The organism is Variovorax sp. MPBD4-3 (assembly GCF_058809745.1).
This window is the reverse complement of sequence record NZ_JBXASW010000001.1, coordinates 1-13216: the sequence shown is the minus strand read 5'-3', so window position 1 is coordinate 13216 and position 13216 is coordinate 1. Positions and strand designations below refer to the sequence as shown.

9 protein-coding genes are annotated in these 13216 nt (G+C 68.3%); all 9 read left to right on the top strand.

Going from position 1 to position 13216, the window contains the following annotated elements:
* Positions 1 to 51: 51 nt before the first annotated feature.
* The 9 genes from map (at position 52) to bcsB (ending at position 13175) form a co-directional block, all read left to right on the top strand.
* Complete coding sequence (map, locus tag AC1RVW_RS00045; protein WP_081269432.1) at positions 52 to 876, top strand: type I methionyl aminopeptidase; 825 nt, start codon at positions 52 to 54, stop codon at positions 874 to 876.
* 22 nt (positions 877 to 898) lie between these two features.
* Positions 899 to 3505 carry a [protein-PII] uridylyltransferase gene (locus tag AC1RVW_RS00040; protein WP_285410615.1) on the top strand — a complete coding sequence of 869 codons (2607 nt, stop codon included), beginning with the start codon at positions 899 to 901 and terminating at the stop codon, positions 3503 to 3505.
* Positions 3506 to 3598: 93 nt separating this feature from the next.
* Complete coding sequence (locus AC1RVW_RS00035; protein WP_106934416.1) at positions 3599 to 4636, top strand: GGDEF domain-containing protein; 1038 nt, start codon at positions 3599 to 3601, stop codon at positions 4634 to 4636.
* Positions 4637 to 6709, top strand: a complete 2073-nt coding sequence (locus AC1RVW_RS00030; RefSeq protein WP_493197229.1) for a sensor domain-containing diguanylate cyclase — start codon at positions 4637 to 4639, stop codon at positions 6707 to 6709.
* Positions 6710 to 6912: 203 nt separating this feature from the next.
* On the top strand, positions 6913 to 7389 hold the full coding sequence (gene bcsD, locus AC1RVW_RS00025) for a cellulose biosynthesis protein BcsD (RefSeq protein ID WP_081269428.1): 477 nt from the start codon (positions 6913 to 6915) through the stop codon (positions 7387 to 7389).
* Positions 7386 to 7889: a BcsR/BcsP family cellulose biosynthesis protein gene (gene bcsR / locus AC1RVW_RS00020; RefSeq protein WP_493197227.1), complete on the top strand. Its 504-nt coding sequence runs from the start codon at positions 7386 to 7388 to the stop codon at positions 7887 to 7889. Before bcsD ends, bcsR begins: the two co-directional genes overlap by 4 nt.
* A gap of 2 nt (positions 7890 to 7891) precedes the next feature.
* The gene (gene bcsQ, locus AC1RVW_RS00015; protein ID WP_106934413.1) at positions 7892 to 8689 is read left to right on the top strand and encodes a cellulose biosynthesis protein BcsQ; all 798 of its coding nucleotides are present in this window, start codon (positions 7892 to 7894) and stop codon (positions 8687 to 8689) included.
* Positions 8686 to 10845, top strand: a complete 2160-nt coding sequence (gene bcsA / locus AC1RVW_RS00010; RefSeq protein ID WP_106934412.1) for a UDP-forming cellulose synthase catalytic subunit — start codon at positions 8686 to 8688, stop codon at positions 10843 to 10845. Before bcsQ ends, bcsA begins: the two co-directional genes overlap by 4 nt.
* Positions 10842 to 13175, top strand: coding sequence for a cellulose biosynthesis cyclic di-GMP-binding regulatory protein BcsB (gene bcsB, locus AC1RVW_RS00005; RefSeq protein ID WP_493197224.1), 2334 nt, complete (start codon positions 10842 to 10844; stop codon positions 13173 to 13175). Before bcsA ends, bcsB begins: the two co-directional genes overlap by 4 nt.
* The last annotated feature ends 41 nt before the right edge of the window (positions 13176 to 13216 follow it).

Genomic DNA, 13216 nt, shown 5'->3' with positions numbered 1-13216 from the left:
GTCATCCGCGTTAACCCGGGATTTTAGCCGGGCCGATGGGATAATTCGGGGATGAGCATTAACTACAAAGACGCTGCGGGCATCGAAGCCATGCGGGTCGCCTGCCGCCTGGCCTCCGAGGTGCTGGACTACCTCACCCCCTTCATCAAGCCCGGCATCACGACCAACGATGTCGACCGGCTGGCCGCCGAATACATGGTCAAGCAGGGCACCACCTCGGCCACGGTGGGCTACATGGGCGCCAGCAGCGTCCCGTTCCCGAAGTCGCTGTGCACCTCGGTGAACCACGTGGTGTGCCACGGCATTCCCAACGACAAGCCCCTGAAGAAGGGCGACATCATGAACGTCGACGTGACCGTCATCAAGGACGGCTGGTTCGGCGACAACAGCCGCATGTACGTGATCGGCGACGCCTCCATCGCCGCCAAGCGCCTGTGCAGCATCACCTTCGAGGCCATGTGGCACGGCATCCTGCAGGTACGCCCCGGCGCGCACCTGGGCGACGTGGGCCATGCGATCCAGAAGTTCGCCGAAGGCCAGGGCTTCTCGGTGGTGCGCGAGTTCTGCGGCCACGGCGTGGGCCAGCGCTTCCACGAAGAACCCCAGGTGCTGCACTACGGCCGCCCGGGCACCATGGAAGAACTCAAGCCCGGCATGATCTTCACCATCGAGCCCATGATCAACGCCGGCAAGCGCGACGTGAAGGAAGACTTCAAGGGCGGCCAGTACGACGGCTGGACCATCGTCACGCGCGACCATTCGCTGTCGGCCCAGTGGGAGCACACGGTGCTGGTCACCGAAACCGGCTACGAGGTGCTGACGCTCTCCGCCGGCAGCCCTCCGCTGCCCTCCTTCGTCACCTCGACCAAAACCTGACGCGCGCACGCGTTCCCCGGCCGTGATCGAAGCAGCCAAGATCGACGTGGCGACGCTGCGCGAAGCCTATCGCGCGAAGAAGCTCGCGCTTTTCGACACCCTGCGCTTTGCGCGCGCGCCCACGCGCAGCGTGCACACGGTGCTGCGCCAGCTCTCGGCGCTGGCGGACGAAACACTGTGCGCCCTGTGGCGCGAGGCCGATTTCGGCGACGCGCTCTCGCTGGCCGCCGTGGGCGGCTTCGGGCGCGGCGAGCTGTTTCCGTATTCCGACGTCGACGTGTTGCTGCTGTTGCCGCCCGAAGGCCACGAGAACGCGGTCGACCCGGCCCGCATCGAGGCGTTCATCGGCCATTGCTGGGACGCCGGCCTCGAAATCGGCTCCAGCGTGCGCACCGTGGACGAATGCCTGGCCGAGGCCGAGAAAGACGTCACCGTGCAGACCTCGCTGCTCGAGGCACGGCTGATCGCCGGCGACAAGAAGCTCTTCACCGCCTTTCGCCGCCGCTTCGCCCGCGCCATCGATCCGCAGGCTTTCTTCGTGGCCAAGTCGCAGGAAATGCGGCACCGGCACCAGAAGTTCGACAACACGCCCTACGCGCTGGAGCCGAACTGCAAGGAATCGCCCGGCGGCCTGCGCGACCTGCAGACCATTTTGTGGATGACCAAGGCCGCCGGCTACGGCAGCCGCTGGGACGACCTGGCCAAGAACGGCCTGGCCACTTCCTTCGAAGCCCAGCAGATCAAGCGCAACGAGGCCCTGCTCTCGCTCATCCGCGCCCGGCTCCACGTGATCGCCAACCGCCGTGAAGACCGGCTGGTGTTCGACCTGCAGACCGCCGTGGCGGCCAGCTTCGGCTATGAGAGCGAATCGCAGCGCAAGTCGAGCGAGGCGCTCATGCGCCGCTACTACTGGGCCGCCAAGGCGGTGTCGCAGCTCAACCAGATCCTGCTGCTCAACATTTCCGAGCGCCTGCAGCCCAGCGACGAGCGGCACACGCCGATCAACGAGCGCTTCTACGAGCGCGCCGGCCTCATCGAGATCGCCAGCGACGACCTGTACGAGCGCGAGCCGCACGCGGTGCTCGAGACATTCCTGCTCTACCAGAAGACCATCGGCGTGCAGGGCCTGTCGGCGCGCACGCTGCGCGCGCTCTACAACGCGCGCCATGTGATGGACAGCAAGTTCCGCAACGACCCGGTCAACCACGAGACCTTCATGCGGATCCTGCAGCAGCCCTACGGCATCACGCATGCCTTCAGGCTGATGAACCAGACCTCGGTGCTGGGGCGCTACCTGCGGGTGTTCCGCAGCATCGTGGGGCAGATGCAGCACGACCTGTTCCACGTGTACACGGTCGACCAGCACATCCTGATGGTGCTGCGCAACGTGCGGCGCTTCTTCATTGCCGAGCATGCGCACGAGTACCCGTTCTGCTCGCAGCTCGCGGCCGGCTGGGACAAGCCCTGGATCCTGTACGTGGCGGCCCTGTTCCACGACATCGCCAAGGGCCGCGGCGGCGACCACTCCACGCTGGGCGCGCGCGACGTGCAGCGCTTCTGCAAGCAGCACGGCATTGCCCGCGAAGACGCCAGGCTCATCGAATTCCTCGTGGCCGAGCACCTGGTGATGAGCCAAGTCGCCCAGAAGCAGGACCTGAGCGACCCCGAGGTCATCAGCGCCTTCGCCAGGCGCGTGGGCAACGAGCGCTACCTCACGGCGCTCTACCTGCTGACCATCGCGGACATCCGCGGCACCTCGCCGCGCGTGTGGAATGCCTGGAAGGGCAAGCTGCTCGAGGACCTGTACCGCTACACGCTGCGCGCGCTCGGCGGCCGCATGCCCGACCCGGATGCCGAGGTCGAGTCGCGCAAGCGCGAGGCGCTGGTGCAACTGGCCCTGCACGCCCAGCGCTTCGAAGCGCACAAGGCCCTGTGGGACACGCTCGACGTGGGCTACTTCATGCGCCATGACGCCACCGAGATCGCCTGGCACGCCAAGCAGCTTTCGCGCTTTGTGCCGCCCAAGGGCGTGCCGATCGACCCGAAGGCGCCGCCCATCGTGCGCGCGCACCTGTCGCCGGTGGGCGAAGGCCTGCAGGTGGTCGTCTACACGCCCGACCAACCCGACCTTTTTGCGCGCATCTGCGGCTATTTCGATCAGTCGTCCTTCAGCATCCTGGACGCCAAGGTGCACACCACGAGCGACGGCTACGCGCTGGACACCTTCCAGGTGGTGACCACCTTCCTGCCCGACCACTACCGCGACCTGATCAGCATGGTCGAGTCGGGCCTGGCGCAGACGCTCACCGAGGCCGGCGCCCTGCCCCCGCCCAGCATGGGCCGGGTGTCGCGCCGGGTGCGCAGCTTCCCCATCAAGCCGCGCATCAGCCTGCTGCCCGACGACAAGGCCCAGCGGTGGCTGCTCAACATATCGGCCAGCGACCGGGCCGGGCTGCTGTACTCGGTGGCCCGGGTGCTGGCGCGCCACCACCTGAACCTGCAGCTCGCCAAGGTGACGACGCTCGGCGAACGGGTGGAAGACACCTTCCTCATCAGCGGCCCCGAGCTGCAGGGGCAGAAAACCCAGCTGGCCATCGAGACCGAGCTGATGGAAGCGCTGGCATCCTGAGCCGCAGGTTTTTCGGGCGCTGCGGCCGGTCTGGCGCTACTTTCGTACAACGAAAGCCTGAAGCCTTGGCGCATCGCCGTCAAAATGTGGGCTATGGACTCACTGATTGAACAGCTTTCAGACTCGGTCTCCTCGGCCAAGACGCTCGAGGACCTGGCTCGCCCCATGCTCGAAATGCTCGAAGTGGTCACGGGGCTGGAATCGACCTACCTCACGACCATCGATCTCGAAAAGGGCCTGCAGAGCATTCTTTTCGCCCGGAACGCGAAGGAAATGACCATCCCCGAGGGCCTTTCCGTCCCCTGGTCCGACACCCTCTGCCGCCGCGCCCTCGAAGAAGACCGCCCCTTCGCCGACGACGTCGCCACCCGCTGGGGCGACTCCGACGCCGCCCGCCAGCTCGGCGTCCAGACCTATGTGAGCACACCGATCAAGACGGACAGCGGCGGCCTCTTCGGCACCCTGTGCGGCGCCAGCGCGGACAAGCTGCCTCTGTCGCCCCATGCGGCACCGGTGCTGCGGCTCTTCGCGAAACTGCTGGCCCAGCAGGTCGAGCGCGAGATGCTCCTCGTCAAGCTCAAGCGGGCCAACGCCGAGCTGGCCGCCTACGCCTCGACCGACAGCCTCACCGGCCTGCCCAACCGCAGAACGCTGATCGACGCCCTGCGCCGGCTGCTCGCCCAGTGCGAGCGCGAAGGCCGCAGCACGCTGGTCGGGTTCATCGACATGGACGGCTTCAAGAAGATCAACGACAAGTACGGCCACGACGTGGGCGACGATTTCCTGTCGACCATGGCCGGCAGGCTGTCGGCTTCGCTGCGGGCCAGCGACGTGCTGGCGCGCTTCGGCGGCGACGAGTTCGTGGTGATCGGCGCGGGCCCGGGCTTCGACGAATCTCCGCGCACCGCGGCGCGCGCGCTGGCCGACCGCCTGGGCGAAAGTACCATCGGCGACCTGCGGCTCAACGGCAAGACCACCATCGAGTACGGCGGCGCGAGCGTCGGCGTGGTGGCCGTCGACCCGCGCGCCACCACTGCGGAAGAAGCGCTGAAGCAGGCGGACACAGCCATGTACAACGTCAAACGCGAGCGCCGGGCCACGGCGCCCGCCAGGGAAACGCAGCTCGACTGAATGAACACCGACCGGCTGGTACGCCTAGAAAAGGCCCTGGGTTCGCTCAAGGCCCGGATCACGATGGGGGGGATTTTCGCGCTGGTGCTCGGCATCGGCCTGATCACGACCATCATCGTGGGGCGGACTGAGCACGACCTGCTGGAATCGCAGCGCCAGCGCGAGCTGAACGAGTCCGTGCGCACCGCCGCCCTGCTGGGCCACAACGTGATACAGCTGCAGCGCGTGCTGGAATCGGTGGGCAACGCGCTCAACGAGCCGCTGCTCAACGACCCGGCGGCACTGAAGGCGTTCCTGCAGAGCAAGCCGGTGATGCGCACCTTCTTCGCCAACACCTACATCGCCACGCCCGACGGCAATGTCCGGGTGATGAGCGACGACAAGGGCGTGTCGCAGCCGGAATTGAACATCGGCGACCGCCCCTACTTCCGCCGGCTGCTGGCCGAGGGCCGGCCGATGGTGTCCGAGCCATTGCTGGGCACGCTGACCGGCGAACCGATCATCGCCGTCAACCAGCCGGTACGCGGCGCCAACGGCATCTATGCCGTGCTGGGCGGCACGCTGCGCCTGTCGAGCCGCGACCTGCTCGAGGGCCTGGTCGACCCGCAGGAAGGCGATGCCGGCGCGCTGGTTGTCCTGACCGACGCGCAGGGCCGGGTGCTGGCGCACCCCGACGGCAAGCGGCTGCTGCAATCGATTGCCGACGAACCCCGGCTGGCCCGGGCCTTCAAGGCCTGGCAGGCCGCGGGCAGTCCGGTCGAGCCGCTGGGCCTGCTGCTGCCCCAGGCGCAGGAGATCGCCAGCGTCGCCGGCGTGCCCGGCCCCGACTGGGTGGTGTGGCGCGTGCGGCCGGAAGCCGAGGTGCTGGCGCCGGTGAAGGCCGCGCGCCGGCTGGCGCTGGTCTGGGCCTTCACGCTGGTGGCGGTGCTGTCGGCCGGCATCTTCTTGAGCCTGTGGCTGCTGCTGCGCCCGCTGAGCAAGCTGGAGCGGCGCGCGCAGCACATGTTCGACGACGCCATGCGCCCCGAGGACGGCTGGCCCACGGGCGACGGCGAGATCGGCCAGCTCGGCCAGGTGCTGCGCCGCGTCGGCGTGCAGCGCGCCGAGCTGGAACGGCTGAACGGCGAGATGTTCAGCAAGCTGCGCTCGGTGATGCGCGCGGCGCCCATCGGCATCGCCTTCATCCGAGACCGGCGCTTCGAGCTGGTGAGCGACGAACTGTGCCGCCTGCTTTCCTACCGCGAGGACGAGCTGCTGGGCAAGCCGGTGGACCTGATCGTCGTGCCCGAGGAAGACCAGCCCGCCCTCGCCGCGCTTGAGAAAGAGGCTTTCGCCAGCAGCAATTCGTACGTGGGCGAATCCCGCATGCAGCGCGGCGACGGCTCGCGCTTCTGGGCACGGCTGCGCAGCCGGCCGGTGGACCCGGAACACACCGATTTCGGCTCGATCTGGACGGTGCTCAACATCGAGGAACAGCGCAATGCCCGCAAGGCGCTCGAATGGTCTGCCGCCCATGACGGCCTGACCGGACTGGCCAACCGCCAGCGCTTCGACCAGCAGGCGCAGCGGCTGATCGAAGGCCGGCCGGGCTCGCTGCCGGCGGCGCTGGTGTTCATCGACCTGGACCACTTCAAGCAGGTGAACGACACCGGCGGCCACCTGTCGGGCGACGCCATGCTGCGCGCGGCGGCCGCGGCCATCATGTCGCGGGTGCGCTCCGGCGACCTGGCGGCACGCATCGGCGGCGACGAGTTCGCGCTGCTGCTGGAGCAGTGCACGCATGAGGCTGCCGTGCGCGTGGCGGAAGACATCGTGGCGTCGATCTCGGCGATCGCGCTGCCGTGGCTGTCGGGCAGCCTGCATGTCGGCGCCAGCATCGGCGTGGCCAGCCTGTCGCAGGAAATCGGCTCGGTCGACGCCTGGGTCGATGCGGCCGATGCCGCCTGCTATGCCGCCAAGGCGGCGGGACGCGGCGTGGTGCGCGCCGGGCGTCCGCCGCGCCTGCCGCAGGCGCCCAACGGCAACGGCTCCATGCGCGCCGCTGGGTCGACACCGGACAGCATCGAAGACTGACCTGGCGGCGCCCCGCTTGGGTGCGCGGGTTGAATCCGGAAAGCTCCCTGCGCCGTATCGAAGGTGGCGATGCACGGGTTTCGTGCAGCCGTTCCGGTTCGTTCGACCGACCGTCCCCGAATTCAGACAGTTCACGTTCGATCGTGTGTCGAAAAGTTCACATTTGTTGTCAAGCGTTAATTGATCCCAGAGAATGCTCGGACATGGAAACAGCGACGCCGTTCATTCAGTACTACGAGAGAAACTCATGCAGTTCGCAGTGGCTGGAATTCAATCGTGGCATGGCCGCGGAGTTGAGTGCCGGCCTGCCGCCGGAGGAGCTGCGGCAGCTTTTCTTCCGCATCGGCCAACGTCTTGCGCATGCCATGCCCATTCCCCCGTGTAACACGCTCGGCGACCTCGAAGCCCAGTTCAACGCGCGCTGGGACAGCATCGACTGGGGTTTCAGCGCCCTGAGCGAAGACACCGACTGCGTCTTCATCACCCACGCCTGCAGCCCGATCGCCACGGCCTTCGGCCCCGAGGCCACGGACTGGAGCGTCGGCTTCTTCGAGGGCATCTACCAGGCCTGGTTCGACTCGCAGCGCATGCCGTCCTCCCTTCGCGTGCAGGCGTTCCCGCCCGACGCCGCACAGGCCGGCCACCGCATCGACCTGCGTCTGTCGAAGGCGCAAGCATGAGCAAGGACGATCCGACCCCGGAAGACATCGCTGGCCTGTTCCGCAAGTTCGGCGGGGATGCCCACGACTACAAGGAATTCGCTCCGCCCGAAACGGAGGAGGAAGCACCCCGCGTCTGGCCGCTGCTGACGGGCGAGAAGATCGAGCGCCCGTCCGCGCCCGCCGCACGCACGCCTGCCGCTCCCTTGATGGCGCCGGTGCAGCCGCTGCCGGTCGCCGCCGCGCCGCAGCCCAGGGTCGAACCGGTACTGCGCCCGCTGCCGGTGCCCGCGCCCATTGCTGCACCTGCACCCGTTCCTGCGCCCGCTCCGGCTCCGGCGCCTCTCTTCCCGCGCCCGCCGCTGGCGGCGCACCAGCCCCAGCCCCCGGCGGCACATCAGCCCGCCACCGCCAGCGAACCCGCGCCGACTCCGCTTTCCCAGTTGTTCGAACGACTGGCGGCGCCGCAGCCGCGCGCCGCCCAGCCGGGCCTCATGTCGCGCTGGCGAAGGCCGACGTGACGATGGTCGTCATCCCCGTCATCTCATCCAAGGGTGGAGTCGGCAAGACCACCATCGCAGCCAATCTGTGCACCGCGCTCGCCGCCCGCGGGCAGCAGGTGCTCGCCATCGATCTCGATCCGCAGAACGCCCTGCGCTTTCACATCGCCAGCGACCCGCATGCCTGCGACTCCGGGCTGGTGGATGCCGCCACCGGCCAGATGCCGTGGGCGAATGCGATCCGCCCAGCGCACGGTGGCGCCATGCTGCTGCCTTTCGGCGACGTCGATGACGAGCGGCAGATCGTCTTCGAACAACAGCTGGCCCGCCATCCGATGTGGCTGGCCGAGACGCTGGCGCGCTTCGCGCTGCCCGACGGCATGTTGGTGCTGCTCGACACCCCGCCGGGCCCCACGGTCTACCTGCAGCAGGTGCTGCGCGCCGCCAACCTCTGCGTGATCCCGGTGCTGGCCGATGCCGGCTCGTTCGCGACGCTGCCGATCATCGAGCGCATGGTCGACAAGTACTGCCGCCCGCGCCCCGACTACGCCGGCAGCGCCTACGTGGTCAACCAGGTCGACCCCGGCAAGCGGCTGAACCACGACGTCTTCGAAATGCTGCGCCAGCGGCTGCGGCCCGAACTGCTCGGCGTGCTGCACCTCGACCAGTCGGTGCCCGAGGCGCTGGCGTCCGCGGTGCCGGTGCACCGCTATGCGCCCATGAGCCAGGCGACACAAGACATTGCTTCCTGCGCCGAGCGTCTGCTCGAGCGCATCGCCGCTGCACGGCAGGCGCCCAGGTCCATGGAATCCACACGATGAACAGCGCCCCCACGTCCGCGCCGCCGCCCCGGCCGGCCCCCGCCTTCCTGCGCCTGCTGCCGGTGCGCATCGCCGGCTGGCTGATCGCGCTGGCGATCCTGCCCGCGCTGATCATCACGCCGATGACCTTCGAGCAGCAGATCGTGCTGTCGGTGGGCATCTTCGTGGCCGCGCTGATCACCAACCGCATCAAGGGCCGCTTCGCGAGCCTGGTGCTGATCTTCATGTCGGTCGTCGTGTCCTCGCGCTACACCTACTGGCGCGTGACCGAGACCATGTTCATGGACAACCTGGTCGACCTGGTGCTGGGCACCGGGCTGCTGATGGCCGAGCTGTACGCCTTCGTGGTGCTGCTCCTGGGCTACGTGCAGACCGCCTGGCCGCTGGAGCGCAAGCCGGTGCCGCTGCCGGACGACCCGGCCGAGTGGCCCACCATCGACCTTTTCATTCCCACTTACAACGAGGCGCTTTCGGTGGTGCGCTCCACCGTGCTGGCCGCGCAGTCGATCGACTGGCCACGCGACAAGATCAAGATCTTCGTGCTCGACGACGGCCGGCGCGAGGAATTCCGCGTGTTCTGCGAAGACGTGGGCGTGACCCACGTCACGCGCGACAACAACCGCCACGCCAAGGCCGGCAACATCAATGCCGCGCTGAAGAACACCACCGGCGAGTTCGTCGCCATCTTCGACTGCGACCACATCCCCACGCGCTCGTTCATGCAGATCGCCATGGGCTGGTTCGGGCGCGACCCGAAGCTGGGCATGGTGCAGCTGCCTCACTATTTCTTCTCGGCCGACCCCTTCGAGCGCAACCTCGACACCTTCGGCACGGTGCCGAACGAAGGCGAACTGTTCTACGGCCTGATCCAGGACGGCAACGACCTGTGGAATGCCACCTTCTTCTGCGGCTCGTGCGCGGTCCTGCGGCGCACCATCGTCGAGGAAGTGGGCGGCATCGCGGTCGAGACCGTGACCGAGGACGCCCACACCGCGCTGAAGATGCACCGCCGCGGCTACAGCACGGCCTACCTGGCGCTGCCGCAGGCCGCCGGCCTGGCGACCGAAAGCCTGTCGGGCCACGTGGGCCAGCGGATTCGCTGGGCGCGCGGCATGGCGCAGATCTTCCGCATCGACAATCCGCTGTTCGGCCGCGGCCTGCACTGGGCCCAGCGCCTGTGCTACGTGAACGCGATGCTGCACTTCCTGTACGGCCTGCCGCGCCTCATCTACCTGACGGCGCCGCTGGCGTATCTGTACTTCGGCGCGAGCGTGATCCATGCGTCGGCGTCGATGATCTTCGCCTTCGCGCTGCCGCACATCCTGCACGCCAACCTGACCAACAGCCGCATCCAGGGACGCTTCCGCTACCTGCTCTGGAACGAGGTGTACGAGGCGGTGCTGGCCTGGTACATCTTCCGCCCGACGCTGGTGGCGCTCATCAACCCCAAGCTCGGCAGCTTCAACGTGACGGCCAAGGGCGGCCTGATCCAGAAGGAGTACTTCGACAGCACCATCGCCAAGGCGAGCCTGGTGCTGCTGGCGTTCAACTTCGTGGGCGTGTGCCTGGGCGTGTGGCGCCTGACGTGGGTCGATCCGCAGAACATCGCCACCGTGTGGCTGAACCTGGCGTGGACCATCTACAACCTGATGATCCTTGGCGCCTGCGTGGCCGCGGCCAACGAGTCGCGCCAGCTGCGCGGCGCGCACCGCGTGGAGCTCAACCTGCCGGCTACGCTGTACTTTGCCGACGGCCGCTCGCTGCGCTGCAACACCTTCGACTTCTCCAGCGGCGGCCTGGGCGTGGAGCTGCCCAGCGACCTCAAGCTCGACATGGAGACCCCGGTCGAGGTGGCGCTGTACCGCAACGACCAGGAATCGCGCTTCGCGTCCACGGTGCGCTTCAGCAGCGGCAGGCGCCTGGGCCTGCGCTTCGCGCCCATGAGCTTCGCGCAGGAGCGCGCGCTGGTGCAGTGCACCACGGCGCGCGCCGACATCTGGGCTGCCCGCTGGGGCAACCACCCGCGCGTGCCCATCCACCGCGTACTGGGCCACATCATCAGCATCAGCGGCACCGGCTTCAGAGACATGTTCAGCCATTACTACCGTTCGGCCATTTCAAGGCTGCGCCCCGTCAAAACGAAGGAATCCACGTGACGCCCCCCCGTTTCGCGCATCGTCGCGTCGTGCCCTGCGCCATGCTGGCGATCGCGCTTGCCGCCGTGTCCCTCGCCGACGGGACGTCGGCGCAAACCCGGCCCGCCGTGGTCCCGCCGCCCTTGCTGCCGGCAGCGCCCGCGACGGCAGCAGCAGCCGCGACGGCCGCCTCCGCCAACACCACGCCCGTTGCAGGCGCCGTGCGCGAGCTCAACCTCACGCAGCTCGGCATCGACTACGCCATCCAGCTGCGCGGCATCAGCGGCACCGTCGGCATCCCGTTCAACGTGCGCGCCGACGAGCTGGTGACGGCCGCGTCGTTCAGGCTGAACTACGCCTATTCGCCCTCGCTCATTCCCGAGCTCTCGCACCTGAAGGTTACGGTCAACGACGTGCTGGTGGCCACGCTGCCGGTGAGCCATGCCGAAGCGGGCAAGCCGCAGACGGCCGACATCCCGATCGACCGGCGCCTGATCACCGAGTTCAACCGCATCAACGTCGAGCTGATCGGCCACTACACGCGCGAGTGCGAAGACCCGGCGCACACCAGCCTCTGGGCGCGCGTGGACGCATCCAGCACGCTGAAGCTCACGGTCTCGCCGCTCAAGCTCACGAACGACCTGGCGGCCCTGCCGCAGCCCTTCTTCGATCGCCGCGACGTGCGGCGCGCCCGCATTCCCTTCGTCTTCGGCGGCGCCGACACGGCGCCGATGCTCGAGGCCGCGGGCGTGCTGTCTTCGTGGTTCGGTGCGCTGGCGGACTACCGCGGTGCCACCTTCCCGGTGTCCCACGGCGAGCTGCCGGCAGGCCATGCGGTGGTGTTCGTCACGCCGGAGTCGGCCATTGCGGGGCTCACGCTGCCGTCCATACAGGGCCCGGGGCTGGCGGTGGTCGACAACCCGCAGGACGCCTCCGGCAAGCTGCTGCTGGTGATGGGCCGCAACCCGGCCGACCTGCGCACCGCCGCGGCCGCGCTGGCGCTGAACAGCAAGGCCTTCGCGGGCGCGCAGGCGGCCGTCACCGCCTTCCAGGAACCGCCGGTGCGCAAGCCCTATGACGCGCCGCGCTGGGTGCCGAGCGACCGGGCACTGCAACTGGGCGAGCTGGCCACGGCCGCCGACCTGTCGGTGACCGGCTACAACCCCGACGTGGTCCGCGTCAACCTGCAACTGCCGCCCGACCTGTTCACCTGGCGCAGCCGCGGCATTCCGCTCGACCTGCAGTACCGCTACACGCCGCGCGTGCGGCCCGACCAGTCGACGCTGAACATCAACGTCAACGACAACTTCGTGGGCGGCCTGCCGCTGCGCTCGGCCAATCCGGCCGGCGACCGCTGGTGGAACCCGCTGGCCGTGAAGCTGATGCCCGACGGCACGCTGGCCGAGCACAAGGAAGTCATCCTGCCGCCGCTGGCCATGGGCCCGCGCAGCCAGCTGCGCCTGCACTATTACTTCGAGCCCGTGGGCGGGCGCTGCGTGCCGCAGCTGGACAACGTGCGCGGCTCGATCGACCCGACCTCGAAGATCGACGTGTCGGGCTTCCCGCATTTCATCGCGATGCCGGAACTCGCGGCCTACGCCAACGGCGGCTTTCCGTTCTCGCGCATGGCCGACCTGTCGGACACCGCCGTGATCCTGCCGGACCAGCCCAACGACGCCGACACCGAGACCTATCTCGGTCTCTTGGGTCAGATCGGCCGCTCCACCGGCTACCCCGCGCTGCGCGTGAAGGTGGGCCGTTCGGCCGAGGCCGGGCAGTGGGCCGACAAGGACCTGCTGGTGATCGGCAACCTGCAGAGCCAGTCGCTGTTCACGCAGTGGGCCGACAAGATGCCGCTCAAGCGCAACGGCAACGCGCCCGAGCTCAAGCTGCGCAGCTGGATCGACAACGCCATCGACCTGGTGATCGGCGCGCGCACCCGCGAAGACTTGCCGGGCAGCATGCAGATCGCGGTGAGCGACGACGGCCGCGACGCGGTGCTGGCGGGCTTCGAGTCGCCGCTGCGCAGCGGCCGCAGCGTGATCGCCGCCATCACCAACGCCGACTCGAAGGAAGCGCTGCTCAACGCGCTGATGACGCCCGACCTGCTCAAGCGCGTGCAGGGCAGCATGACCATCGTGCGCGACACGCAGGTCAACAGCGTTCTGGGCGGCGACACGTATTACGTCGGCCGCCTGCCGCCTCTGACTTGGCTGCAGTGGCATCTGTCGCGCAGTCCGCTGGGACTCGCGGCGCTGGTCATCGTGCTGGCCCTGCTGGGCGCGGCGGTGTCGTATGCGGGCCTGCAGATCCGGGCGCGCCGCCGCCTGTCGGTCAACAAGGCCAAATAATCCACCCATGCGACGCCTGCCGACCTTCCGCCCTCCCGCCC

Excerpts from the sequence above, each read along its gene's own strand:
- map (WP_081269432.1), top strand. The coding sequence starts at position 52 with ATGAGCATTAACTACAAAGACGCTGCGGGCATCGAAGCCATGCGGGTC.
- AC1RVW_RS00035 (WP_106934416.1), top strand. The coding sequence starts at position 3,599 with ATGGACTCACTGATTGAACAGCTTTCAGACTCGGTCTCCTCGGCCAAG.
- AC1RVW_RS00030 (WP_493197229.1), top strand. The coding sequence starts at position 4,637 with ATGAACACCGACCGGCTGGTACGCCTAGAAAAGGCCCTGGGTTCGCTC.
- bcsD (WP_081269428.1), top strand. The coding sequence starts at position 6,913 with ATGGAAACAGCGACGCCGTTCATTCAGTACTACGAGAGAAACTCATGC.
- bcsR (WP_493197227.1), top strand. The coding sequence starts at position 7,386 with ATGAGCAAGGACGATCCGACCCCGGAAGACATCGCTGGCCTGTTCCGC.
- bcsQ (WP_106934413.1), top strand. The coding sequence starts at position 7,892 with ATGGTCGTCATCCCCGTCATCTCATCCAAGGGTGGAGTCGGCAAGACC.
- bcsA (WP_106934412.1), top strand. The coding sequence starts at position 8,686 with ATGAACAGCGCCCCCACGTCCGCGCCGCCGCCCCGGCCGGCCCCCGCC.